Origin of the sequence: Mucilaginibacter pocheonensis (assembly GCF_031456535.1) — a bacterium.
Lineage (GTDB): Bacteria > Bacteroidota > Bacteroidia > Sphingobacteriales > Sphingobacteriaceae > Mucilaginibacter > Mucilaginibacter pocheonensis.
This window is the reverse complement of record NZ_JAVDUU010000004.1, coordinates 1-26,080: the sequence shown is the minus strand read 5'-3', so window position 1 is coordinate 26,080 and position 26,080 is coordinate 1. Positions and strand designations below refer to the sequence as shown.

The 26,080-nt window shown below is 41.9% G+C and carries 22 protein-coding genes; 11 read left to right on the top strand and 11 right to left on the bottom strand.

From position 1 onward, the window contains the following. Positions 1–317: 317 nt before the first annotated feature. Positions 318–2,621 carry a family 20 glycosylhydrolase gene (locus J2W55_RS18640; protein ID WP_310099165.1) on the top strand — a complete coding sequence of 768 codons (2,304 nt, stop codon included), beginning with the start codon at positions 318–320 and terminating at the stop codon, positions 2,619–2,621. A 16-nt stretch (positions 2,622–2,637) separates the two neighbouring features. Continuing rightward, complete coding sequence (locus J2W55_RS18635) at positions 2,638–3,378, top strand: hypothetical protein (RefSeq protein ID WP_310099162.1); 741 nt, start codon at positions 2,638–2,640, stop codon at positions 3,376–3,378. 97 nt (positions 3,379–3,475) lie between these two features. Here the strand turns inward: J2W55_RS18635 and J2W55_RS18630 are convergent, their stop codons facing one another. Next, complete coding sequence (locus tag J2W55_RS18630; protein ID WP_310099159.1) at positions 3,476–3,856, bottom strand: winged helix-turn-helix transcriptional regulator; 381 nt, start codon at positions 3,854–3,856, stop codon at positions 3,476–3,478. On the opposite strand from J2W55_RS18630, the gene J2W55_RS18625 reads away from it, so the two are divergent. Continuing rightward, positions 3,857–4,822, top strand: coding sequence for an NAD(P)H-binding protein (locus J2W55_RS18625; RefSeq protein WP_310101831.1), 966 nt, complete (start codon positions 3,857–3,859; stop codon positions 4,820–4,822). 281 nt (positions 4,823–5,103) lie between these two features. Then, the gene (locus tag J2W55_RS18620; RefSeq protein ID WP_310099155.1) at positions 5,104–5,658 is read left to right on the top strand and encodes a hypothetical protein; all 555 of its coding nucleotides are present in this window, start codon (positions 5,104–5,106) and stop codon (positions 5,656–5,658) included. A 232-nt stretch (positions 5,659–5,890) separates the two neighbouring features. On the opposite strand, the gene J2W55_RS18615 is transcribed toward J2W55_RS18620, so the two are convergent. Continuing rightward, a complete protein-coding gene (locus J2W55_RS18615) occupies positions 5,891–6,886 on the bottom strand; it encodes an aldo/keto reductase (RefSeq protein ID WP_310099152.1) in 996 nt (331 codons plus the stop codon). Between the two features lie 59 nt (positions 6,887–6,945). Next, the gene (locus J2W55_RS18610) at positions 6,946–7,665 is read right to left on the bottom strand and encodes a DUF72 domain-containing protein (protein ID WP_310099149.1); all 720 of its coding nucleotides are present in this window, start codon (positions 7,663–7,665) and stop codon (positions 6,946–6,948) included. Between the two features lie 299 nt (positions 7,666–7,964). Here J2W55_RS18610 and J2W55_RS18605 point away from each other — a divergent pair, with 299 nt between their 5' ends. The 5 genes from J2W55_RS18605 (at position 7,965) to J2W55_RS18585 (ending at position 13,271) form a co-directional block, all read left to right on the top strand. Continuing rightward, positions 7,965–10,031, top strand: a complete 2,067-nt coding sequence (locus J2W55_RS18605; RefSeq protein WP_310099146.1) for a BatA domain-containing protein — start codon at positions 7,965–7,967, stop codon at positions 10,029–10,031. A gap of 10 nt (positions 10,032–10,041) precedes the next feature. Continuing rightward, positions 10,042–11,292 (top strand): dihydroorotase, encoded by a 1,251-nt coding sequence (locus J2W55_RS18600; protein ID WP_310099143.1) that lies wholly within the window; start codon positions 10,042–10,044, stop codon positions 11,290–11,292. Positions 11,293–11,298: 6 nt separating this feature from the next. Continuing rightward, positions 11,299–11,967 carry a hypothetical protein gene (locus tag J2W55_RS18595; protein WP_310099139.1) on the top strand — a complete coding sequence of 223 codons (669 nt, stop codon included), beginning with the start codon at positions 11,299–11,301 and terminating at the stop codon, positions 11,965–11,967. Positions 11,968–11,977: 10 nt separating this feature from the next. Then, the gene (locus J2W55_RS18590) at positions 11,978–12,559 is read left to right on the top strand and encodes a DUF4199 domain-containing protein (RefSeq protein WP_310099136.1); all 582 of its coding nucleotides are present in this window, start codon (positions 11,978–11,980) and stop codon (positions 12,557–12,559) included. Positions 12,560–12,713: 154 nt separating this feature from the next. Then, positions 12,714–13,271: a DUF4199 domain-containing protein gene (locus J2W55_RS18585; RefSeq protein WP_310099133.1), complete on the top strand. Its 558-nt coding sequence runs from the start codon at positions 12,714–12,716 to the stop codon at positions 13,269–13,271. 14 nt (positions 13,272–13,285) lie between these two features. Here the strand turns inward: J2W55_RS18585 and J2W55_RS18580 are convergent, their stop codons facing one another. The 7 genes from J2W55_RS18580 to J2W55_RS18550 all read right to left on the bottom strand — a co-directional run bounded on the left by J2W55_RS18580 (position 13,286) and on the right by J2W55_RS18550 (position 20,708). Beyond that, positions 13,286–13,735 (bottom strand): KTSC domain-containing protein, encoded by a 450-nt coding sequence (locus J2W55_RS18580; RefSeq protein ID WP_310099130.1) that lies wholly within the window; start codon positions 13,733–13,735, stop codon positions 13,286–13,288. 159 nt (positions 13,736–13,894) lie between these two features. Further along, positions 13,895–15,229: an RIP metalloprotease RseP gene (gene rseP / locus J2W55_RS18575; RefSeq protein WP_310099128.1), complete on the bottom strand. Its 1,335-nt coding sequence runs from the start codon at positions 15,227–15,229 to the stop codon at positions 13,895–13,897. Positions 15,230–15,246: 17 nt separating this feature from the next. Next, positions 15,247–16,434, bottom strand: a complete 1,188-nt coding sequence (locus tag J2W55_RS18570) for a 1-deoxy-D-xylulose-5-phosphate reductoisomerase (RefSeq protein ID WP_310099125.1) — start codon at positions 16,432–16,434, stop codon at positions 15,247–15,249. Between the two features lie 54 nt (positions 16,435–16,488). Continuing rightward, positions 16,489–17,988: a GH3 auxin-responsive promoter family protein gene (locus J2W55_RS18565; protein ID WP_310099122.1), complete on the bottom strand. Its 1,500-nt coding sequence runs from the start codon at positions 17,986–17,988 to the stop codon at positions 16,489–16,491. A gap of 3 nt (positions 17,989–17,991) precedes the next feature. Next, entirely contained in the window at positions 17,992–18,693 is a 702-nt protein-coding gene (locus J2W55_RS18560; protein WP_310099120.1) for a hypothetical protein, read from the bottom strand. 6 nt (positions 18,694–18,699) lie between these two features. Next, positions 18,700–19,668 carry a glycosyltransferase family 2 protein gene (locus tag J2W55_RS18555; RefSeq protein ID WP_310099117.1) on the bottom strand — a complete coding sequence of 323 codons (969 nt, stop codon included), beginning with the start codon at positions 19,666–19,668 and terminating at the stop codon, positions 18,700–18,702. Positions 19,669–19,757: 89 nt separating this feature from the next. Continuing rightward, complete coding sequence (locus tag J2W55_RS18550) at positions 19,758–20,708, bottom strand: glycosyltransferase family 2 protein (protein ID WP_310099114.1); 951 nt, start codon at positions 20,706–20,708, stop codon at positions 19,758–19,760. A gap of 287 nt (positions 20,709–20,995) precedes the next feature. On the opposite strand from J2W55_RS18550, the gene J2W55_RS18545 reads away from it, so the two are divergent. Further along, on the top strand, positions 20,996–23,599 hold the full coding sequence (locus tag J2W55_RS18545) for a M1 family metallopeptidase (protein ID WP_310099109.1): 2,604 nt from the start codon (positions 20,996–20,998) through the stop codon (positions 23,597–23,599). Between the two features lie 49 nt (positions 23,600–23,648). On the opposite strand, the gene J2W55_RS18540 is transcribed toward J2W55_RS18545, so the two are convergent. After that, positions 23,649–25,148 carry a malate:quinone oxidoreductase gene (locus J2W55_RS18540; RefSeq protein ID WP_310099106.1) on the bottom strand — a complete coding sequence of 500 codons (1,500 nt, stop codon included), beginning with the start codon at positions 25,146–25,148 and terminating at the stop codon, positions 23,649–23,651. A gap of 307 nt (positions 25,149–25,455) precedes the next feature. Here J2W55_RS18540 and J2W55_RS18535 point away from each other — a divergent pair, with 307 nt between their 5' ends. After that, positions 25,456–25,989 (top strand): hypothetical protein, encoded by a 534-nt coding sequence (locus tag J2W55_RS18535; RefSeq protein WP_310099104.1) that lies wholly within the window; start codon positions 25,456–25,458, stop codon positions 25,987–25,989. Positions 25,990–26,080: the final 91 nt, after the last annotated feature.

The following is a 26,080-nucleotide window of genomic DNA, read 5'->3' as shown; positions in this document are numbered from 1 at the left end:
AGGGATGTCGAGCGGAGCGATGACAGGGTGAGTCAAAACGCGGGTAGACTCACCCGATCTGCGCTGCGCTGGCCGACCCTCTCTATGGCTTCGCCATAAAGAGGGTCGCGAATAATTATTTTTTGCATTGATTTTTTCCTGTTCCCTCTTTGCGCCGCAGGCGGAGAGAGGGTGATCCAGCGAAGCGCAGATCGGGTGAGTCTCCCGCGTTCCCCCCCCCGCTTCCAGCTGTTAACATATTTTTTACATACCAAACTTCTTATATTTTTTTAAAAAGTTCTATATTCACGGCTTACCACCAACCTGATTAAATAATTATGTATAGAAAATTATCCTTAATGCTGTTTGCCCTGCTTACAGTATCTGCCACTATGGTGAACGCGCAGGACAATGATCCTAACCTTGGCATCATCCCGGTTCCTGTATCTTTAAAAAAGGCTCCCGGACAGTTTGTATTGAGCCAGGAAACTACCGTTCAGGCCGATTCACCATCAAACAAAGCCGTATTATTTTTTAAAGATTATTTAGCGGGTAATTTAGCTTATCACAAAGCAATAACGGCTAAAGGCGGCAACGCATCAAACGTGATCACGCTTACATCTGCAGGTACAGATAATTTACCGGCCGAAGGGTACCGTTTAAACATCACGCCGCAACAGATCATTGTTGCCGGTAAAGGTGCAGGCCTTTTTTATGGTATACAAACATTGTTACAGTTAATGCCATTAGACAGGGCTGCCACAACCAGGATCCCCTGCGTGCAGATTGAGGATTATCCCCGTTTTGGCTATCGTGGCGCCATGCTTGACGTTGGCCGTCACTTTTTCTCGGTAGAAATGGTTAAAAAATATATCGACCTTTTGGCTGCTTATAAGCTAAATACCTTTCACTGGCACCTCACCGAAGATCAGGGCTGGCGTATCGAAATAAAGAAATATCCAAAACTTACACAAATAAGCAGCATGAGGGCGCAAACCCTTATTGGCGGCTATCGCGACCGTACACCTCAGCAATTTGATAACACCCCGTATGGTGGTTTTTATACGCAGGACCAGATACGCGATGTGGTAAAATATGCGTCGGACAGATATGTAACCATTGTGCCTGAAATTGAAATGCCCGGTCACTCGTCGGCAGCGCTGGCCGCTTATCCCGAATTAGGCTGCGAGCCTGGCAAACCTTATAAAGTGGCCGAAACATGGGGGGTATTTAACGATATTTATTGCCCGTCCGAAAAAACATTCAGCTTTTTGCAGGATGTTTTAACCGAAGTGATGGAATTGTTCCCAAGCAAATATATTCACATTGGTGGTGATGAAGCACCTAAGGATGCCTGGAAAAATTCGGCATTTTGCCAGCAACTGATCAAAAAGCTAAAGCTGAAAGACGAGCATGGTTTGCAAAGCTACTTTATACAGCGCATGGAGAAATTTTTAAACTCCAAAGGCCGCAGTATTATTGGCTGGGACGAGATATTGGAAGGCGGCCTTGCCCCAAATGCCACGGTAATGAGCTGGCGCGGCGAAGAAGGTGGTATTGCCGCAGCGCAGCAAATGCATAATGTGATCATGACCCCCGGCAGCGCTGGTTTATATATTGATCACGGACAGGGCAAACCATCGCAGGAGCCGTTAAGTATTGGCGGTAACGAACCGTTGTCAAAAATATATAGCTACAACCCAACCCCTGCTGTTTTAACACCCGAGCAACAAAAGTATATTGAGGGCGTACAGGCAAACTTATGGACGGAGTACGTGGCTACTGATGCCAAAGTTGAATATATGTTGCTGCCGCGATTAATGGCACTGTCAGAAGTAGCGTGGTCGCCATTGGCTAACAAAAACTTTAAAGATTTTTCAGAAACGCGCCTGCCTGGTCATTTAGCCTGGTTGGATAAAAACAATATCAACTACCGCGTGCCCGTTGCCATTGGCGCTAAAGATACCGTAATGATAGGTTCACAGTTAAACGTTACCCTAAAGCCGTCGGTTGAAGGAGCAAAAATTTACTATACCATTGATGGCTATACCCCGCGCGAAACCGACCTGGTTTATAACATACCATTGAGCTTTCAGGTCCCGTTGAATCAATACCGCGAACTGCAAACTATAGTAATAACCCCATCAGGAAAAAGGAGCGCCGTAACACGCACGGTTGTGTATAATAAAGCACCTTTAGCACCCGTTAGTTATACAGGATCAACCCCGGGATTAAAATACCAGTTATTTACAGGGACATATACAACCACCAGTCAGCTCGATAATTTGACAGTAGCTGATAGTGGCGTAGTTAAAACCTTTAGTACCCTTGATTTCAGGAAAAATAAAGGTAAATTCGGTGTTGTTTATTCGGGATACATTAACATTGATGCCGACGGAAATTATGGGTTTTCAACGCTTTCGGGCAATGGCTCTGTTTTATTGATAGATGACCAGCCGGTGGTTGATAATGACGGTAAACATGCAGTGACCGAGCAGGAGGGCGCGGTGCCTTTGTTAAAGGGCTATCACCGGTTTACATTAAAATATGTAGATGCCGGCGGCCCTAATACGCTTAAAGTATTTATAAATGCACCCGGCAGGCAAAAAGCCGAGCTAACGGCCGATTCGTTATATAACTAATACAATACAACATATAATGACTTACAGATCTTATCTTTTCGTGTTATTAATAGGTACTGTAATTGCCGGTTGCGGTAGTAATGAAACAAAAACGGCTGCAGTAGCACCGGTAGCTAAAAAGCCTGCGCTGATGGCCCCCTTTAGGTTTCATAAACTAATAGAGGTATCGCCGGGGCAAAGTTATGATGTATTGAGCTGGGGGCGCGGATCGGTTGATGCAGGGGCTTTCATGATATTGCACTCCGATTCATCTGCCATAAAATATACCACAACCACCGGTGACCTGGACGGTTCAATTGTTGATGTGTATAATGCCGACATGGATGTGGATGGCAACCCGGAGATACTGATACAGGCAAAATCAACCGATACTACCAGTTACACCCGTTTGTATGCATTTGAGTTTAATAACAGTCAGGCCAATAAGCTCGATTTTCCACGGTTAAACAGTTCACAGCGCAAAGGCTATCGCGGTAATGATAACTTTTACATACGCGATGGCAAATTGATACGGGAGTTCCCGGTTTATGAGGGAAGCGGTAAGGATGCCAAACCAACCGGGGCAAAACGCCAGCTGGAATATGGTTTACGGGGTAACGAATTTACTGTAAAGCAACTGAGTAAAGATTCCACCGACGTAGCCAGTAAACAACAGGCTACACAAAACGAAGAAAAGAAAAGTACGGTTCAAAAATCAGAAAAGAAAAGCAGTTCTTCCGGTTCAGGAAAAAAGAAACGCAGAAAACACAGAGGATAAAAAAAAGGCCGTCTCATAAGTCAGTTATGAGGCGGCTTTTTTATCTAGCCAGTCTTTTTAATGCTACTTAATTGTGATGATTATTAGGTCAATGATATTAACCCATTGTATTTTCTTTGTCATTTTGCCGTTTGCTTTCTCTACGGCCCCAAGCAGCCATTACATCCAACACTTCAGTCAATTCTTTACCCGAATCACTGAGTTCATAACTCACCTCAGGGGGTATTACCTCCACAGCACGCCTGATCACAATTTCATCCGTCTGTAATTGTTTTAATTGCTGTATTAACACCTTCTCGCTAATGTCAGGTATGCTTTTCCTTAACTCATAGTAACGTAGCGGGCCGCCTCTTAACTCTTTAATAATGATTAATTTCCAATGGCCTGCAATCTTATTAACGGCATAGGTAAGTGGACAGGTAATCTTTCTTTTCGCCTTGTTATGGTGACGTGTCGAGGTTTCTTTTACTTGGGTCATATGGGCATACCTTGGGGTAAGTTCTTGTGCAACATTAGCTACAAATATAGATTTGCTGCCAATAAAAATCATATCATCATGAAAATCGTAATTACAGGATCATTAGGGAATATCGGCCGGTCACTAACTGAGCGGCTTGTAAAAGCTGGGCATAACATAACGGTTATAAGCAGCAGTGAAAATAAAAAAGAAGCAATCCAAACTATCGGCGCAAATGCCGCTATAGGTTCAATAATGGATGAAGCATTTTTAGCAGAAACTTTTAAAGGAGCTGATGTGGTATATACCATGATACCCGATAACCTTCAGGTATCAGATTATACAAATTACATAACACAAATTGCCCAAACATATGCAAATGCACTTACTATTGCAGGCGTATCACAACTTGTTAATCTAAGTAGTAACGGTGCTCACCTGAAAGAAGGTGCCGGCCCGATTTCATCAATGTTCCATGACGAGGCTATTTTTAATAACATTGACGGTTTAGTAGTAAAGCATCTTCGTCCTGCCTCATTTTACATCAACTATTATAACAGTATACCCCTGATCAGGAATACAGGAATGATGGGCTCTAATTATCCAGGCACAACAAAGTTGTTATTAACACATCCGCTGGATATTGCTGATGCGGCATTTGAAGAAATTACAGGCCCTTTTTCCAGTAACAAAATTCGTTTCATTGCCAGCGACGAAAAAACCGGAACAGAAGTTGCCCACATTTTAGGAAATGCTATTGGCAAACCAGATTTGAAATGGGTTGAATTTACCAATGAGCAATTTATTGGAGGCTTGCTACAGAGCGGGCATCTTTCGAAGCATGCGGCGGAAGGTTTAGCAGAAATGGGAATAGCCTTAGGAAACGGGAGGATTACAGAAGAGTTTTATAAGAATAAACCAGTTTTAAGCAAAAGAAAATTTGAAGAGTTTGCCATAGAATTTGCAAAAGTATATAATCAAGCGTAACCTAAATTAGGTTTATACTTGTGATAATTACTTACTTATGCGGTATAAATTAGTACACAAAAAACAGCTCAAACTAAACGAGGCTGTCTCAAAATACACTGCACCAAAAAGTTAGACACTATTTGGGACAGTGTAAAAAGGACAGCCGCTTTTTTGCCAAAAATTGAATTAAGCTGAACGAAAGCTTATTTAACATTTATTAACAGGACCCCATTATACAATCGGTGTTTTTTAGTCGTTAAACTACATTCAATTAATCTATATCACAAAATCTAAACATTATGAAAATTAAAACACCAAAACTGTTTTTTACCATTTTAACCGCCCTGATTTTATTTGTGGGTAGGAATGCCAATGCGCAATCTGTAACGCCAAATAATCTTCGATTCGGAATCGGCGTAGACGGCCTGTTGCCTGTCGGAAATTCTACCGAAACCTTAAATTTTGGATTGGGCATTACTCCAAGGCTACAATATAGCTTGTCTGATAAAGTGGCCTTAACTTTTACAAGCGGTATTTATCATTTTTTTCCAAAAACGGTGACTTATCCGGCTACGGGAGTTTATCCCGGTTTTACAATTAAATACAAATCGGATATAATCCCCGTGAAAGCGGGTGCCAAGTTTTTTATAAACTCGAATTTCTACGTGGCAGGAGAAGTTGGTGCAGCGTTTGAAGTGGCTGATGGTGGCGGACCTGTTCACTTTTTAGTTTCGCCAGGCATCGGGTACGCCACAAAAAAATGGGATATTGCGGCCCGCTATGAAAACTTTAGCGGCAATGGTTATAGCGACGGCATAATAGGCATGCGTATAGCGTATGGTTTTGGATTATAAAGATGCTGCTTTTCTAATACGAGGTTCTCAAAATAAAAATACAAACGAAGCTCAAATATTTTAATTTGGTCGTCTGCTAACAGCACAGACCTCAAACAAGAAAAAGGGCAATTTTCCTATGGTGATTGCCCTTTTTTACTCAGATTAAATCTCTAAGGCGACTTTATGGCTGTTTCAAAATCGACCTTTGAGATGCTCTTTTGCTTTAAAAATCGCACAAACAAGTCCGGATTTACCCAACTATCTCCAGATCGCTCAGTTGATTGTTTATAAATTCCATTTCTTCGCCGTTAATGTGTATCTCAATGGCTTTGGCATTTTGTTTGGCCTGTTCAGCGTTGCGGGCGCCAACCAGCGCAACGGTTATACCCGGATGGTTAATTGTCCAGCGGATAACCAATTGACCCAATGTGGCATTTTTTTCATCAGCCAATGGCTTTATTTTGGCCAGGAATTCATTGGTGCGTTTTATATTTTCTTCCTTAAAATACTTGTTGCCGGCACGGTGGTCGCCCTCGCCAAATTGATGACCGGGTTTTATTTTTCCGGTAAGCAAGCCGCGCTCAAGCGGACTATAAGCCAGTATAGATTTTTTATTTTCAATACAATAAGGGATCAGCTCATCCTCAATATCTCGGTTCACCATACTAAATGGTACCTGATTTGAGGCCAGTTTGATGGTTTTTTCGGCAATGGCCATTTTTTTTACATCATAGTTGCTCACCCCGGCTTCGCGTATCTTCCCCTGTTCTTTAAGCCTGATTATGGCTTCCATGGTCTCTTCAATAGGAGTGGTAGCATCGGGCCAGTGTATCTGGTACAGATCAATATAATCAGTCCCCAGGCGTTTAAGGCTGTTTTCGCATTCCAGGATGATGCTTTCCTTAGCCGCGTATTTATAAATATCAATATCCTTGCCGTCGTTATCCTGGCTTTTAAAAAAGAATTCGCCTTTGGCCAAATCCCAGCGCAAGCCATATTTGGTTAATATCTGCACCTTGTCGCGCGGTAAGCCTTTAATAGCGGCGCCAACCAGTTCTTCGCTTTTGCCCTGGCCGTAAATAGGCGCGGTATCAATTGACGTGATACCAAGATCATATGATGCGCGCATCGCTTTAATAGCATCGTTATCATCATTGCCGCCCCACATCCAGCCGCCGGCTGCCCAGGCCCCGAAAGTTATAGCCGAAACGGCCAGCTTCGTTTCTCCTAATCGTCTAAATTCCATAGTTAAATAAGTGGTTTAAAATCGGAAGCAAAATGTAGTTAATTGTTGGAATTATGAAATTATTTGATGAGCAATATCATATCTTTTGCATTAGCAACGCCAACAGCATCAAAGTCGTTATTAAAATAAAACCAGCCTTCGCGGGTATTGGGGTTTTGTTTTACCGCATTGATCACTTTTTGAAGAAAGTCTTTTGAGTAAGGCGACCGGTACAACACCGGCACACCATGAAAGCGGTAATAAACAACAGGGGTATTCTGTATCACCTCATCGGGCAGGGTAGGATGGCTCATGCCGCAAAAAGTGATGTTATGTTGAGCCAGTTTTTCATAAACGGCAGTGTTCCACCAGCTTACATGCCTTAGTTCAAGTACGTTTTTAAAGGATGGGTTCAGGCTGTTAATAATACGGTCAAGTTTTTCATCATCATAGATATAGCTGGGCGGCAACTGGAATAATACCGGCCCCAGTTTTTCCTGCAGGCCATTGTTAATGGTATCATAAAAACTGGTGATCAGCTCGGTAGTATCATTAAACTTTTTATAGTGGGTTATAGCTCTCGGCGCCTTCACCGCGAAACGAAAATCTGCCGGACTTTTATTATACCAGGTCTGTAAAAATGAAAGCTGCGGAAAACGGTAAAAAGTAACATTTAGTTCCAGCGTTTTAAAATGTTCGCAGTAGTAATCAAACCATTTGCGCTGTGGCAAATTATCAGGGTAAAAACGCCCTTTCCAATCCTTATAATGAAAGCCCGAGCAGCCGATATTCCAATTCATTGATGTGTATTTATAGATGAAGGCGGCGGTGCTGGTTTTTGTTTTGAAAACCCGCTGATTTATGTTAAAACTGTAGCGAATACTTCACATAAACTAACAAATAATAAAAAAGACGTGTCAAAAACAGATACTTTTACCCCTCAAAAGGCTCTGACATCATCATGTCAGTGATCGTGCTTGTTCATGGTGTTCGTAGTGCTCAGCCTCCGCTAAACCGAACACCCTAACATTGAATGTGCGCATCTGAAATCTGCACATTTATTCGCACATTTGTATATCTGCCAATTGCCATGTAAAATATGCACTTTATATATCCCGTATTTTTATTTGCATTACTCACTTTAGCTATTCCGGTTATTATCCACTTGTTCAACTTTCGCAAATTTCAGAAAGTGAACTTCAGTAACGTGCAGTTTTTAAAGGAGATACAGGAACAGCAGGCATCCCGACGAAATTTAAAAGAGCGGCTTATCCTTACATCGCGCTTGCTGGCTTTATTTTTCCTGGTGTTAGCATTTGCCCGCCCTTATCTGGCAACTCAGGATACAAGCAATACGGGCAGGCAAAACGCGGTGAGTATTTTTGTAGATAATTCATACAGCATGCAAACCCTTAACCGCGAGGGGTCCTTATTGGATGATGCCAGGCAAAAAGCAAAGGAAATTGCATCGGCCTATAATATAAACGATCGGTTTCAGCTGCTTACACAGGATTTTGAGGGGAAACACCAGCGCCTGCTGAACCGCGATGAATTTAATGACGCTGTTGACCAAGTAAAGATCAGTCCTCAAAGCCGTAGCCTGCAGCAAATCATCAATAGACAGCAAAATTTGTTATTATCACAGCCAGGAGCCATACGGTCGGCATATATCATTTCTGATTTCCAGAGGAGTATGGCCGCTAAGTCATTAAAAACCGATAGCAGCGTTGCCATTAGCTTAATTCAACTCAAAGCAGGCAATCTGCCCAATGTTGCAGTTGATTCGGTATGGTTGTTAAGCGCGGTACACCGCCCCGGCGAAAGCGAAAAACTGGTAGTACGCCTGCACAACTATGCCGGTGAAAAAGCTGATAAAATACCGCTTAAAGTAATTATAAATGGCGCTCAAAAAGCCCTGGGGAGCTACACAATCCCCGCGCGCGCGGTACAGATCGACACGCTGGCCTTTATGGGGCTGCAAGCGGGCTGGCAACAGGGGCAAATAGAACTGCAGGACAATCCCGTTACGTTTGATAATAAATTTTATTTCAGCTTTAACGTAAGCAAGCAAATACCTGTATTGCTTATTGATGGCGGTTTACCCAATCAGTATTTGAAGGCAGCTTTTGCCGCTGATCCGTTCTTTGCGGTCAGGCATGTGTCTGACGGTAACGTGGATTATGCTGGCCTGGGTAGTTTGCCCTTAGTGATAATGAGCGATGTGAAAGTAATATCCTCAGGCCTGGCACAGCAATTAAAAGCCTATGTTGACAAGGGAGGCACGCTGGTTGTATTTCCGGCAGTTGATGCTGATATGGCAAGTTATCGCACGTTTCTGCAACCAATGAACGCTGCCTGGCCCGTAAAATTGATAACCGAAAGTGCTAAAGTATCGGTATTGAACAAACAAAGCCCTATATTTAAAAACGTGTTTGAAAGCTTTCCGGATAACCCGGATCTACCGGTGGTTAAAAAGTATTATCAATTAGGGCCATCCCGGGGAGGACAGGATAACCTGATGACTTTGAACGATGGACAACCATTTTGGGCGGGGTACACCAGTGTCCTGGGCAGGGTTTATGTAGCTGCTGTCCCGCTTGATGAGGAATATAGTAATTTGCCCCGGCATGCGCTTTTTGTGCCTACTCTGTTTAGAATAACCCTGTTAAGCGGACACGACCTGCCGCTGTTTTATACACTCGGCGCGGACGAAACTTTAGAGATACCACCTGTGCAGTTTGCCGAAAAGCAATTGCTTAAGCTGGTTAAAGGCGGGCAAAGCACTATCCCTGACGTACGGCAGCAGGAGGGAAGCACACTTTTATACCTGTATGACCAATTGCATGAAACAGGTATTTACGCCCTGAAAAAGCAGGACAGTACGCTGGCGATGCTGGCCTTTAACGATAACAGGAACGAATCGGACATGAGTTATTTAAAACGTGACGAGCTAAAAGCGTTAGTGCCAAAGTCAACGTCTTTATTAACAGGCAGTAATGCTTCATTAAAGAGTATTATCACTGAAACAAATTTTGGCACACAATTATGGAAACTTTGTATAATTTTGACATTGATTTTTCTGGCGGTCGAAGTTTTGTTGATCAGGTATTTTAAACCCAGCAAACGAACCATAAAACAGCCGGTTCAATCAATACAAAATCCTTAAAGCAGTGCTAATGAATTTGCTTATCAAATCTGCCACCATCCTTGATCCCGGATCAGCCTTCCATCAACAGATTGCCGATATTTTTATCGAAAACGGGGTTATTTCCCGCATTGCTGAGAATATTGAAGCCGATGCCGAACTGATAGACGGCGAAGGCAAATATGTGTCTCCGGGTTTTTTTGATCTGAACTGTAATATAGGTGAATTAGGATTGGAGACCAAGGAAAACATGCACTCAGGCACGAGGGCCGCTGCAGCCGGAGGTTTTACCGGAGTAGCGCTTATGCCAAATACCATCCCGCCGGTGCATTCTAAGGCCGAAATTGAATATCTGCTTAACAGGGCTAAAAATAACCTGGTCGACGTGTATCCTTTAGGAACCATATCGCACAAACGCGAAGGTAAGGACCTGGCCGAAATGTATGACATGTACCTGAGCGGCGCCAAAGCGTTTACTGATGGCAACCGGCCTGTGCAGGATGCCGGTTTAATGGAACGCGCCTTACTGTATGCCCAGGGCTTTGACGCGATGGTGTTTTCATACCCGGAAGATACCGCTATTGCAGGCAAAGCTAAAGTGAATGAAGGCGAGATGAGCACGCTGCTTGGGATGAAGGGTATTCCTTCGCTGGCCGAGGAACTCATGATCGCGCGCGACTTGTACCTGGCCGAATACACGGTTTCAAAAATACATTTCAGTACCATATCAACCGCGCGCTCTGTAGAGTTGATCCGCGAGGCCAAACGCAAGGGGCTTGAGGTCACCTGCGATGTGGCCGCCCATCACCTGGTGCTAACCGATGAAGCCCTTTTAGGCTTTGACAGCATGTATAAAGTAAAACCTCCGCTGCGTACCAAAGATGATGTCGCCGCCTTGATAAAAGGCCTTAAAGACGGCACTATCGATGCAATAGTAACGCAACATACGCCACACGAGGTGGAGTTTAAAGATGTGGAATTTGAAGTGGCCGAGTACGGGATAACAGGCTTTCAGACGGCCCTGCCGCTGGCGCTCAGATCAGGCTTACCGGTAGAACTGCTGGTTGATAAACTGGCTATTAACCCACGCGAGATACTGGGGGTTAACGTGCCGGTTATTGCCGAAGAAGAGATGGCCAACCTGGTGCTTTTTGATACTGACGCGGAATGGGAGTATAACGGGAAAAATAATCAATCCAAATCAATCAATTCACCGTTTATTGGACAGAGTTTAAAAGGAAAAGTACTTTTAACATATAATAATCAACAAATTTTTAAATAGATAATCATGATCGATCCAAAAATAGAAACCGCCTTTGAAGCCGCTTTGGAGGCTTTTTCTAAATATAATAGTTTTGACGCCGTGAGGCTTACCAATGATTTTGGTGAAGTTTTCGCCTCAGACCAGGACTTTTTAACCAAGGTAGATGCATTGGACGAAGTTTTTGACAACAACCCTGCGGTAGAATCATTACGCGAAGTTTTTTTTGATCTGCTGATGATCAACTTTTTTAGCGCTGATGTTAAAAAACTGGAAGAGGATTACCTGGACACGCCGGAATGGGAAGATATTGAAGAGCAAACCCTTGATCGCGGCACTGAGCTACTAAACTTATTATTATATCTTAATGAGTGCGAAGACGAAAGTATTGAACCCGAACTGGAAGATTATTTGAAAGAATTTTTACTGGTTGATGAAGACGAGTTTCAGGATGAGTACCGTATTTATGAACCTATAATTGCCAACCAGATACTGATTGACAGTTCTGTAGCCGAGATTAGTAAAGCAGCTAAAAACCTGCCCGAAGATTCTGAATTGAAAGAATTGTTTTATCCGATGATGTGCTTTTTTCAAAATATTGATCCATCTGTTGAAGCAAAAAATGAGATCGCTGCCAACGCCGTTGACAAAGAGTTTGATATGGCAGTATTAGATATTTTGATAAATTTTAAATAATAGCTCATTGATGGCAATTGAAATTGATAAAAAGCGGTTAAGAACCCTGGGCATAACTTTTGGATTATTGTTGGGGGTAGCATTGGCCTTGTTGAACATTGCATCATTTTACATCATGTTATCTGCAACGTCAGTTGTATTAATATCTGCTGTGCCATTCATATTTTCGGTACTGCTTCCAATTTTACTGGTTGTAGTGCTGTGTTTTAACTTTAGGAAAAAGATAGGCGGCTTTTGGACTTTAAGAGAAGCTGCGACCGGTATATTCATTATGTTTTTTACAGCTTTTGTAGTGTTGTTTATACTGCGCGACCAGTTATTTGCAAAGGTTATAGAACCGCACATGATTGAAAAAACACAGTTGGCTATGACAAATTCAGTAAGTAAGTTCCTGAAGGAAAGTAAAACGAGCCAGGATGTGATCAACAAAAAACTAAATGAGATCCAACAGGAGTTTGAAGCTCAAAAAGATGTTACTATAGGCAAACAAATACAGGGAGTAGGTATCTCTATTATATTTATGTTTGTTTTGGCCATTATTTTTGCCGCGTTCTTTAAAAAAGAGATACAGGTTTATAACCCGCAGACCTGATAAGTTTGCCGGTTTGCTATAAAGTTCATCATATTATGCAACGGGCCCTTCAATGAAGGGCCCGTTTTTTTATATACGGCATGTATAAATAGAATTAGTATATAGTATAGGAAATATTACTTAAATTTAAAATAATATTACTAAACCAATAATTATGAAGAACCAAACACCTAATCAAAATAATTTAGCAATCAAATGGGCTCTTATTAATTTAGCTGCTACTATTATTTTAACTTACGCTATCCAGTTTCTTGACCTTGATCCAAACTCATCAGTAAAATATATAGGTTATTTACCTTTTATAGCCTTTTTAATACTCGTTCAAAAGGAGTATAAAGATGCCCTTGGCGGGTATATAACCTTTGGTGAGGCTTTTTCTGCTGGATTTAGGTATGCCCTTTATACGGGCTTAGCACTGGCCGTTTTTGTTTACTTATATCTTGCTATACTAAGTCCGGAAGTGCTTGAAAAATCATTAGTTGCTTCTCAGGCCCAGATGTCAGAAAAAGGCATGTCAGCCGGGCAAATTGATAAGGCGATGGAAATTGGCAAAAAATACGGGCCAATTTTCACAGCTGTTGGCACCCTGATAATTGATATTATTTTTGGTGTTATTATCAGCTTAATAGGCGCTGCTATACTTAAAAAGGAACGCTCGATATTTGATACGCCTGATACAGATGATCAGGTACCTACAGAACCTACCGCTTAAAACGGAATAATGATCTATGCAGTAGCGGCCAGCTTATTAATACTCCGGTAAACATAGTTGTTATAGATGTGCCGGCGTGCAAACCTGCCTGGCGAATCGGCGTTGATCAGTTTAATATAAACGGCTTTAGGAACGTCAAAATACTCGTAGGTATTACCATCTGCAAAAGCTATTTTCAACACTTGCGATTGGTATTCAAAATCAGCAATGCTTGATGTTGTTGTGGTTATGGTATACTCAGCAAATGATTGATCGCGGGTTTCGGGAGCTATGCTTACCAAAAAATGATAGGCTTCAATAATGGTTTTGCTTTTTTCTTCGGCCTCCAGTTTACTTTCTGCACTGTCCTGAAACTTATCAGGGTGCCAGGTTTTCATTAAACTGCGGTAAACTGTTTTTAATTCCTGTAATTCGGCTGCCTCATTTACCCCTAAAAGCTTTCTATAATCGACAATTTTTTTCATTGTGTAATTTGTTTATTTATTGTCGTTGAAGATTTAAGCAGGCAAAAGAGCCATATGCGTTTTCAAGAAAATAATTTCGCGAAGGTACACTTTTCCCCGCAAACAAAACAGCCCCGGAAAACTAATCCCGGGGCTGTGCATAACTTAACTAAAAGGGTTTTATTTTTTCATTACCTGCTTTACAATATCGTTGCCAAAAACAAATACCATCAGCGTAACTAATATAACAAAGCCAACTATCTGGGCACGCTCCAAAAATTTATCACTTAATGGCTTACCTTTTATCATTTCTATAATTAAAAATACCGCGTGGCCACCGTCAAGCGCCGGGATGGGCAGCAGGTTCATCAGGGCCAGCACCATTGATAAAAAGCCTACCAGGCTCCAGAAATGTACCCAATCAACATGGCTGCCAAACAGGTTGGCAATAGCAACGGGACCGCTTACGGCCTTGCTGAATTTAACATCGCCCTTAAATATTTTACCCAGGCCTTTGGCATTATCAGTAAAAGTTCCCCAAGCTCTTGCGGCACCCACAGGCAGCGAGCCAAAAAAACCATAATATATGGTTTTTACTTCGGGCAAGTCATCTTTAGTAGGCGCAAAACCAATAGTACCATCATTGCTCACCTGAGTTTTTAATATCATGGCATTGCTGTTGCGTTTTATGCTAAGGTCAACTAACTTACCTTTTTCCTTTAGTAGTTCTGGTTTTATCTGATCATAAAAATTGATAGGCTGACCGTTAACTGCAACAATGCTATCGCCTTTGGCCAGTCCTGCTTTTTGGGCATTGCTTTTTGGAACAACAGAATCAACAGCGAATTTCATGCGGGGAATTCTGCTGATAAATTCTTCAATGCCGTGGTCAGACAAATCATTTAATATAGTACGCGGTATAGTAACGCTTACATTTTGCGCACCGCGCTGAATACTGAAAACGGTGTTTTCAAGTAACACTTTTGGGCTGGTAAGGTCGTCAAAACGTTCAACGGCTTTACCATTAATAGCAACAATTTTATCGCCTGGCAGCAGGCCTATTTTTTTACCTACTTCGCCGGGTACAATTCCATACTTGGCGCTTGAATTAGGGATATAACTATCACCAAAACGCATGGTAAGCACCCAAAATATCAATATGCCTAATACAATGTTTACGGTAACACCGCCAAGCATTACAATCAGGCGCTGCCAGGCCGGTTTTGAACGAAACTCCCAGGGCTGCGGCGGACCGGCAAGCTGATCAGTATCCATTGATTCATCTATCATACCGGCAATTTTAACGTAGCCGCCCAAAGGGAGCCAGCCAATGCCATATTCAACGCCTTTATATGTAAATTTAAACAGGCTGATATTCCAGGCATCAAAAAACAGGTAAAACTTCTCTACCTTGATACCAAAAGCCCGCGCCGCCAGAAAGTGTCCCAGCTCATGCAGAATTATTAAAATTGAAAGGCCCAGTAAAAGCTGGCCAACCATTATCACTATACTCATTATTTATGTTTTGTATATTAAAATTGTATTGCCTTTAATGGCAATTGTTGTATTAAATTTTGCGCAAAGATGCGTGTTTCTTTATCAGTATTCAAATAGTCGGTTAAGGTTGGCTGCGCTACGTAATTTATTTGCTGCATGCACTCTTCTATAACGTTGCTCATGGCTAAAAAGCTTATTGACCGGTTTAAAAAACCTGCAACAGCAATTTCATTAGCAGCATTTATGATACATGGCATATTACCGCCTTGTTTTAACGCAGCAAATGCTAAACTTAGATTACGAAAAGTATCCAAGTCTGGTTTTTCAAACGTTAAGTTAGGATAATCGGTAAAGGTGAAGCGCTTATAATTGTTTTGTATGCGGTTAGGATAAGCCAGCGCATATTGTATAGGCAGCTTCATATCGGGTAATCCCATTTGCGCTTTGATAGATCCATCACTGAACTGTACCATGGAGTGAATGATAGATTGCGGGTGAACGATCACCTCGATCTGGTCGGGGTTTATATCAAACAACCATTTAGCCTCTATTACTTCAAGCCCTTTGTTCATGAGCGATGCCGAGTCAATAGTGATCTTTGCACCCATTATCCAGTTTGGATGTTTCAAAGCATCTTCGCGGGTTACGTCGGCTAAAAAATCAAGATCCCTGCCACGGAACGGCCCGCCGGATGCGGTTAATATGATCTTTTCAATCCTATTTGTTTCTTCGCCCGCAAGGCATTGAAATATAGCCGAGTGTTCCGAGTCGACAGGCAATATTTTAATATCATGCTGTTTAGCCAGGCCAGTTATCAGCTCGCCTGCAACTACCAGGGTTTCTTTGTTTGCCAGCGCTATATCCTTGCCCGCTTTTATAGCTGCAACCGTTGGTTCAAGGCCGGCAAAGCCAACCATGGCGGTAAGTACTATGGCAATATCAGGATGGGTTACTGTGTCAACAATAGCCTGATGGCCGGCAAGTACCTTTACCGGCAAGTGAGCCAGTGCGGCCTTAACCTCAGGGTATTTGCTTTCGTCGCATATTATTGCATACTCAGGTTTAAATTCAAGGGCCTGATTAATAAGCAGATCGGCATTGGAATGTGCGGTAATTAAAAATGCCCTGAACAAATTTGCGTTGTTCCTGATCACTTCCAGTGTTTGTGTGCCTATACTACCTGTTGAGCCAAGAATGGCAATGTTTTTTATATAATTAGTCAATGATGTTCTAAATAAGATATAATTCGTTCTTTCGCAATGACGTAATATTTTATGCTAATTTACATATTCCTTTAATACGTCGGCAATCTTCCTGTCGTTGGCCAATCGCGGCACTTTATTTTGTCCTCCAAGTTTACCCTGCGAACGCATGTAATTTATAAACGCGTCCTTTTGCAAGCTATTGACTACCAAAGGTTGCAAAATGTTACCTTCAATGAGGTCAAAATAGTAAATATTTTTCTTTTGCAACGCTTTATCTACTTTAAGTGAAAAAGCTTTCAGATCGGCAGGCGCTGTTCCAAATTCAATAAACCATTCATGATAGGGGAGTTGCCCTGCCGGTGGATTAACCTGTGGCGCTACGGTGAACTCTACTACATCAACACCTTCTTCCTTTGCAACACTCATCAAAGCCTGCTCTACTTCTTCGCCGATCACATGCTCGCCAAAAGCCGAAATATAATGCTTGATACGACCTGTCACTATGATCCTATACGGATCCTTTGAAACAAATTTAATGGTATCGCCCAAGCTATAACCCCATAAACCCGCACTGGTGTTCATGATAAGGGCGTAATTCTTATCCAGTTCTACATCTTTTAAATTGATGCGGGTTGGATTTTCATTAAAATATTCTTCGGATGGGATGAATTCGTAAAATATCCCTGAATCAACCAACAATAATAAGCCCTTTTCTTTTTGCGAATCCTGAAAGGCAATAAAACCTTCAGATGCGGGGTACGTTTCAATAGCATCTATCTTTGCGCCAATGATTTCTTCCATACGTGCGCGGTAGGGTTCATAATTTACCCCGCCATGTACATAAAGCTTAAAATTAGGAAATATGTCTTTTATCTTTTTGCCGCCCGCTTTTGCTGATAGCCTGTCAAAGTACATCTGGCACCACGGCGGGATACCCGATATAAGCCGCATATCCTGATTGAAAGTTTCCTCTACTATAGCATCAACCTTTTGTTCCCAATCCTCAATGCAATTGGTTTCGTAGCTGGGCAGGCGATTTTTTTGCAGATAAGCCGGTATATGATGAGCCACTATACCCGACAGGCGGCCAACTGATATCCCGGCTTTGATAGACAGTGTGGGACTGCCTTGCAGAAATATCATTTTACCATCTGCAAAATCGGCCTTGCCGGTTTCATGAATATAGCTAAGCAGCGCATTACGCGCGGCTTTTATATGCTGGGGCATGCTTTCCTTAGAAATGGGAATGTACTTTACACCCGAGGTTGTTCCGGATGTTTTGGCCAGATAAGCCGGTTTGCCGGGCCACAGCACGTTTTCTTCACCTTTTACAACCCGGTCAATATAAGGGCGAAGGTCCTCATAATCATGTACGGGGACATTCTTTTTAAAATCTTCGTAATTATTAATAAGATCAAAGTTATGCTCTTTGCCAAAAGTGGTATACCTGGCAGCATCAACCAGATCGGTAAAAGTTTTTTGCTGCAAGCTTATTGCGTTTTTGCGTACCTTATTAAGCTGACGGTTCACTACGGCTGCAAATACTTTGCTTAATGCAGATTTTAATCCCATAGGCTAATTTGTTTCGGCAATGTCGTCATCTACGTCTAAATGGCTGTAAACCAATTTACGATAGGCAACTAACAGTATAATATTTACAAAGGGAATTACCAATATTAACCCGATAACGGTTAAGGCCCCCAATAGCATAAATCCTTCGATCAACAGAAATATTAAAAAGTACTTGAAGAAGTTCCCTCTGATTAAATGAAAACTTTGTATTACAGATTCAACCGGCCCCGAAGCGTCATCAACAATGAAGCAGGTACATATAGGGAAATAAAACAGGAAAAAAAACTGTACCGTTAAGCCAACTATAAAGTTTAAAATCCCTTTTATATTTTCATTGTTAACGTTTTCAATTAAGTGAGTTACAAGAACAGCAAGTGTGCTTACAAATACCAATAAAGTTAGATAGCTTATAAGCATTCTAACTTTGGGAATGATCTCGCCAAAGTCAAAATCATAGTATTCCCTGTCCATAAGCCTGAACCCCAGTTTAATAAATGCCAGGAATATAAACGTTATCTCAACTAATAAAACAATAAAACCAATACCGCTAATTACGGCGTTGTCATCAAAATAGAATACAATAAAACCAGAAACAAAAACAATGACGAATGCAATTATAGAGTACACCGAAATTGTTGCAAAATTCTTCTTTAGTACATTCCATGCAGTTTTAATAGTTTCTGCAACAGAAAATGGGTGGTACATATATTCTTATGATCTGTTAAAAATTACCCGCTTCCAAAAATCCTGCATAAATCCTAATCCGTAGGCAATAAGTTGGGTGAAGGCGGCAATAATACTCAAAAATGCAATTTTTACCGATTGGTTTTTCCACCAGGCATGAAAAAAAATCAACAAAATAACGGCGGCAATTACACTGTTTCCTAACCAGGCAATTTGCCAGCCAAATATATTGAAAACAATGGTCAGAATAACGCCTATTGTAAATATTGCCGGGAAAAAATGAACAGGCTTTAGCTCGTTAGGGAAGAATTTATAAATATTGATACGCGCCCTGCCAAAAAAATGAAGTTGTTTGTAAAACTGCCAAAAGTTGGTGCGCCTTTTATGATAAACTATAGCATCGGGTATTAATCCAATTTTAAAACCCAGGGAGTGGATACGGATGCTGTATTCTATATCTTCACCAAGACGGGTAATAATAAAACCACCGGCTTTTTCCCATACCTGCCTTGATATGCCCATGTTAAAGCTGCGCGGATGAAATACCCCTATAGACTTTTTGTTGCCGCGGATGCCCCCGGTTGTAAAAGGGGAGGTCATGGAGTAGCTTATGGCTTTTTGTGTTGGCGTAAATGACGCGTGGGCGCCATCAGGGCCGCCATAAGCATCAAGATAATTAACTGCTAAAGAGTTGTTTACAATTTCAAGATAATTGGCAGGTATAAGACAATCAGAATCAAAAACAATAAAATAATCGCCTTTAGCACGTTCAAAACCGAAGTTGCGGGTAAAGCCCTGGCCTTCATTGGACTTTTTAAAATAACGGATATCCAGTTTGCCTGCAAAGGTGTTTACAATGGCTTCGGCATCATCAACCGAGCCATCTTCAATTACCAGCACTTCAAACTGAGTATAAGTTTGCAGTGTAAGGGTTTCCAGCAGTTCTTTAATTTCCTGCGGGCGGTTGTATAATGGAATGATGATGGAAAAAAACATGTTTTTAGATGTGAGATAAGAGATAAGAGATATGAGATGGAAGACCGTGTTTCAGGACTTGGATCTCAAGTTTCAAATCACTTATCTGTTTACAAAATCTCCTCTACCTGGTAATTGTTGCGCTCATTTGCGCTTCTTGCTACCAGTTCGGCCACAAAACCGGTTAAAAACAGCTGGGAGCCTAAAATTATAGCCACCAGTGCGATATAAAATAGCGGATTGGCGGTTATATCCCTGTATTTTTCATTATGTGCTATCAGGTAAAGCTTTTCGCTGATGATCCATATCGCTATAACCAAACCAGTAAAAAAGCTCAATGTGCCCATAGTGCCAAAGAAGTGCATAGGGCGTTTTCCAAACTTACCCACGAAAAATATAGAGAGCAGATCTAAAAAACCATTAACAAAACGGCTCATGCCAAATTTGGTTTTGCCATATTTACGTGCACGGTGCTCTACTACCTGTTCGCCAATTTTGGTAAAGCCCGCCCACTTGGCCAATACGGGTATATAACGGTGCATTTCGCCATAAACTTCAATGTTTTTTATCACCACTTTGCGGTAAGCTTTTAACCCGCAGTTAAAGTCATGCAGGTTATTAATGCCGCTCATTTTGCGTGTAGCCGCGTTAAACAGTTTGGTGGGTATAGTTTTACTCGGCGGATCATATCTTTTTGCTTTCCAGCCCGATATCAGGTCGTAATTTTCTTCAACAATACGACGATAAAGCTCCGGGATTTCATCGGGACTGTCTTGCAGGTCGGCATCCATCGTAATAATTACATTACCGTTGGCAGCCGCAAAGCCGGTATTCAAAGCAGCGGATTTGCCATAATTACGCCTGAATTTGATGCCCTTTATAAAAGGGTTGTTCAGATGTAGTTTTTTGATCATCTCCCATGAACCATCCTTGCTGCCATCATCAATAAGTATGATCTCGTAGGTAAAACGATGCTCATCCATTACCCGGCTTATCCATGAGGTTAACTCGGGTAATGATTCTATTTCATCATAAAGCGGTACTACTACTGATATATCCATTTATTAGGAATGTGATACGGAGCAGCGGTTTTACATGCTCCTAATCATCCGCAAAAATATAAAAAATAGGTAATGGTTTGTATAATGTTTTTAAAGCGCCAGCCTGGCTTGTAGATTTTGAACGGTGCCGTACATGACATTTTTTGACCTCTCAATGATATCGCTGTTAAATAAAATAATATGTAAATGTTAAATTATGTTATAATGTGTAATTGAACGTTTATAGCTTGTCTGTATAGCTATTATTTTTAATATCTTGGGCGTTCATAATAATCAACAATGATTCCATGAGGTTTTATAACATCATATTTGGTGCACTGTTATGTGCTTTTACCTTTCAGGGTTATGCGCAAAATGATAATCAGACTGGTGTGAAATATGACCAGCATAAGGTGTTCAACCCGGTTTTTTATCCTGAAAAAGGAAATGAATTCCGAACTGCCGGAGGCGCCCCTGGTTCAAAGTATTGGCAAAACCGCGCTGATTATAAGCTGGAAATTACATTAGATACCGCAAAACACCGGGTTGACGGTACAGCGTTAATTACTTATACCAATAACAGTCCCGACGCGCTGGGCTTTTTATGGCTGCAGGTGGAGCAGAATATTTACCGGGAAGATTCAAGGGCCGAAGCTACCAGCCCTATAACAGGCGGCCGGTTCAGCAACAGGACATTTACCAAAGGCGATGAAATAAAAGCCATTTACGTGACAAAAAATGGTAAAACAGAGAAGGCCAACTATATAGTGACCGATACCCGCCTGCAAATAAAATTAAAAGACTCGCTGAAAGCCGGCGGCAGCAAGCTGCAAATAAAAATTGAATATGGATTTGATGTGCCACAATATGGTACAGACAGGATGGGCCGTTTGCTCACAAAAAACGGCTGGATATACGAAATGGCCCAATGGTATCCGCGGATGGAGGTTTACGACGACGTAAGCGGATGGAATACCATGCCATATCTTGGCGCGGGCGAATTTTACCTGGAATATGGCAACTTTGATTATACAGTTACCGCCCCTGCAAGCCTGCTTGTAGTTGGATCGGGCGAATTGCTTAATCCCAACGAGGTGTATCCGGCAACTACCCTGAGCCGCCTGGCCGAGGCCCGCAAAAGCGATAAAACGGTAATGATCAAAGATTCAACCGATGTTTTACGCGGTAACGATCATCAAAATAAACCAATGCTTAGCTGGCATTTTTTATGTAAAAATGCCCGTGACGTGGCCTGGGCGGCCTCAAAAGCATTTATGTGGGATGCTGCGCGCATTAACTTGCCAGGGGGCAAAACGGCCCTGGCACAATCTGTTTACCCGGTTGAAGTAAAAAGTAATACAGCCTGGGGGCGTTCAACAGAATATGTGAAAAATGCTATTGAACTGTATTCAAGCCAATGGTTTGAGTACACTTACCCGGTAGCAACCAATGTAGCGGGTACAGTTGGGGGAATGGAATATCCAGGTATTGTTTTTTGCGGATCTGAAAATAAGGCAGCCGAATTGTGGGATGTAACCAACCATGAATTTGGGCATAATTGGTTTCCGATGATCGTGGGGTCAAACGAACGCAAATATGCCTGGATGGACGAAGGCTTCAACACATTTTTAAATAATGTGGATACCAAAGTTTTTAATAAGGGCGAGTACTACATAAAACAAGACCAGCAAAAGGCCGCGCTGGGTTTATTTGATCAAAACGCCGAACCTATTATGACCATTCCCGACGTTTTGCAGCCGGAGTTTTTGGGTGCGGCCGCTTATGAAAAACCTGCTTTGGGTCTTACTGTTTTACGCGAGCAAATACTTGGTGAACAACGTTTTGATTACGCTTTTAAAACCTATATTAAACGGTGGGCTTTTAAACATCCTACTCCCTGGGATTTCTTTCATACTATGGATAACGCTGCCGGCGAAGACCTGAGCTGGTTTTGGAACGAATGGTTTTTTACTACCTGGAAACTTGACCAGGGTATAAGAGATATTACTTATCCTGACGGTGATGCTTCAAAAGGCTCACTTATTACCGTAGAGAATCTGGAAGAAATGGCGTTGCCGGTTACCTTGCTTATTAAAGAAGAAAATGGTAAAACCGCTACGATACAGTTGCCCGTTGAAATATGGCAGCGTGGCGGTTTTTGGACATTTCATTATAAATCTACTTCAAAAATTATTTCGGCCACTGTTGATCCCGACCATCTTTTGCCTGATATAAATCCGGAGAATAATTCATTCAGCGGTTTGCCTGTGCCCGCCGGCGCCACAGCTGCAAGCGTAATAAAAACATATATTGATGCCATTGGAGGAGTTGAAAAATTGAAAAACATCCGCGACCTGCAAGTGTCATCAACGGGTACAATACAGGGCTCGGAAGTGCAAATGGTTACCCGTTACAGAACGCCTGACATGTTTTATCAGCAGGTAACCGTGCCTTCATATAACAATTTGGTAGTTAACCATATTGTAGTGAATGGCGATAACATAAGCGCGCAACAGCTTAACCGGGCCATACCTTTAGATGAAGTGGGCAAGAAAATAATAAAATTTAAAGGTAAAGCGTTCCCCGAACTCGACTATGAAAAAAGCGGATACCTGATGAAACTTGACTCTACACTTAAAATTGTGAACGGCGATATTGCGTATGAGGTTGACATCAACATTGCCGACGGCGCCCGGATAAAGAACTTTTATAACCAAAAGACCGGCTTAAAAATAAAACAGGTAATAGAAGGGCCGCTAACCTCGGTTACCGAATGGGGTAATTACGAAGGCATAACCGGGGGGATCAAAATACCATTTTTGATCAAAACAACGCTATTAGGTCAGCCCGCCGAATTTAAAGTGAAAGAAACAGCTGTTAATAATAATATATCAGTTGGTATGTTTCAGTAGGAGCACGAGCAGATCAATTGGTTCAACCAGCCAGCTATTATAGCTGCTTTTAAATTAACCCCAACGCCTTGCTTGTTCTTGCCCTGGTGGCTTCACTTAAAGCTTCATTATTGGCCAGTGACTCGCCGTATGAGGGTATCATCAACTTTAGTTTTTGCTGCCAGTCGTTAGTTTTTATCCGGCTTTTAAAGCAACGCTCAATTAAATGGATCATGATGGGTACTGATGTAGATGCCCCCGGAGAAGCGCCCAGCAATGCCGAGATACTGCCGTCGGCCGATGTTACTACTTCGGTACCAAATTCCAGCACCCCGCCATGTTTGGCGTCTTTTTTTATCACCTGTACCCGTTGTCCGGCTATATCCAGATCCCAGTCATTTGCTTTTGCAGTAGGCATATACTCCTGCAGGGCTTTTAAACGGTCTGCCGGCGATTGCATTACCTGGCTGATAAGATATTTGGTTAGCGGCCAGTTATCGCGCCCTACGGCGAGCAGTGGTAATATATTATTAAATTTAATAGAGTTAAATAAGTCGAGCAGCGAACCTTTCTTTAAAAAACGAGTGGAAAAGCCAGCATAGGGGCCAAAAAGCAGCTCTCTTTTGCCATTGATCATGCGGGTATCCAAATGCGGTACCGACATTGGCGGCGAGCCTACCGATGCCTTGCCATATACTTTAGCCTCGTGACGTTTTACCACATCGGGGTTATTACACACCAGCCACTGACCACTTACCGGGAAACCGCCAAAACCTTTACTTTCGGGTATGCCTGATTTTTGCAGAAGGTGTAATGCCCCGCCACCTGCACCAACAAAAACAAACCTGGCGTTCAGTGTTCTTTTTTGGCCTGTTGTTTTATCTTTTACGGTTACCAACCAGCTTCCGTCGTTGTTCCGTTTAAGGTTTTTTACGTCATGGTTAAGGTGCAGGTTAACACCTTGTTTTTGTTTCAGCTGCTCAATCAAACTATCGGTTAAGCTGCCAAAGTTCACGTCGGTACCAATATCCATGAATGTGGCCGAAACCTTTTCGTTCTTATCACGCCCTTCCATAACCAGCGGGATCCATTTCTGAAGCTGAGCTGGATCTTCAGAATATTCCATCCCTTTAAAAAAGTGATGTTTAACAAGTGCTTGCTGACGTTTTTTTAAATAGTTTACATTTTCGGGACCCCAAACAAAGCTCATGTGAGGCACCTTGCGTATAAAGCTTTGTGGCGACTCTATATATTTTTGCTCAATAAGATAGGTCCAAAACTCTTTTGAAATTTCAAACTGTTCGGCAATTTTTATAGCCTTTTTTATTTCGATACTGCCATCAGGCAGTTCAGGAGTATAATTTAGTTCGCAAAAAGCAGAATGACCGGTACCGGCATTGTTCATCGGGGCCGAACTTTCGGCAGCTATAACATCAAGGCGTTCAAAAATTTCGATACTTAGATCGGGTTGCAGTTCTTTAAGCATTGCCCCAAGTGTGGCACTCATGATACCCGCGCCAATTAAAACCACATCAACCGTTGTTCCTGAAACTCTATCGCTTTTAGTCATTTTAGTAGGATACCCGTAAAGGGATGTTCAAATTAAATTATACCAGGTTATAACCTGATTTTTTATAAAATTATTATGATGATTATGTTTTGCCGCCGTGTTTAATAACAAGGGAAAATTAAATCAGACAATTTTAAGAAAATTTATAGAAAAAGCCGTCTTTTCCTGTCCTGTAATTGCAATAAAACGGTGTTTTAATAAAAATAGCTGTTAATTAACTTTTGCCGGCAAAAAGTGCTCAATTTATGATCAGGGTAACACAAAAGGCATTAAATGCTGTATATAAGAGATATAAGTATAACCTAATATGAGTGTATTAAAGCTAAATGCCTGTCTGGGCGTGCTAATCATCGCATTATTGGCTTGCGGTCATTCCAAACCAAAACCGGTATCAAATGATATTTCAAAAACCGCTTTGCAGGTAGCCGGAAAAAAGGATAGCGTGATCAATAATCCGCAAAAAAATTATGGTACGGCCACGGTTGCCGACCCCTGTGTAAAATGCCTGCTGCAGGTGATAGAAGCCAGTAAAAGTTACAAAGAAAATACGGCATCGGTATCGCCGGTTGATATAAGCTATACCGTTAATTGGGTTAAAGCTTCTGCTCCTGCTGAACCAGCCGACAGTTCAAATGCGACCAATGGCTTAAGGGTTGATGTGAGGAAAAATGAAAACGGCGAAGAAAAAAAGATGTTTTCTTATGTGTATGATAATCAGAATGGTATCATGTATTTATTAAACAATCAGAACAAGTACCAGCAACAGGTATCAAGCGTAACACCTGCTATACTTAAAAAAATAAGAAATAGCTGCTATTGGGGCGTTGCCTCCGGTAAGTGAGTGGTGAGTGGTGAGTGGTGAGTGGTGAGTGGTGAGTGGTGAGTGGTGAGTGGTGAGTGGTGAGTGGTGAGTGGTGAGTGGTGAGTGGTGA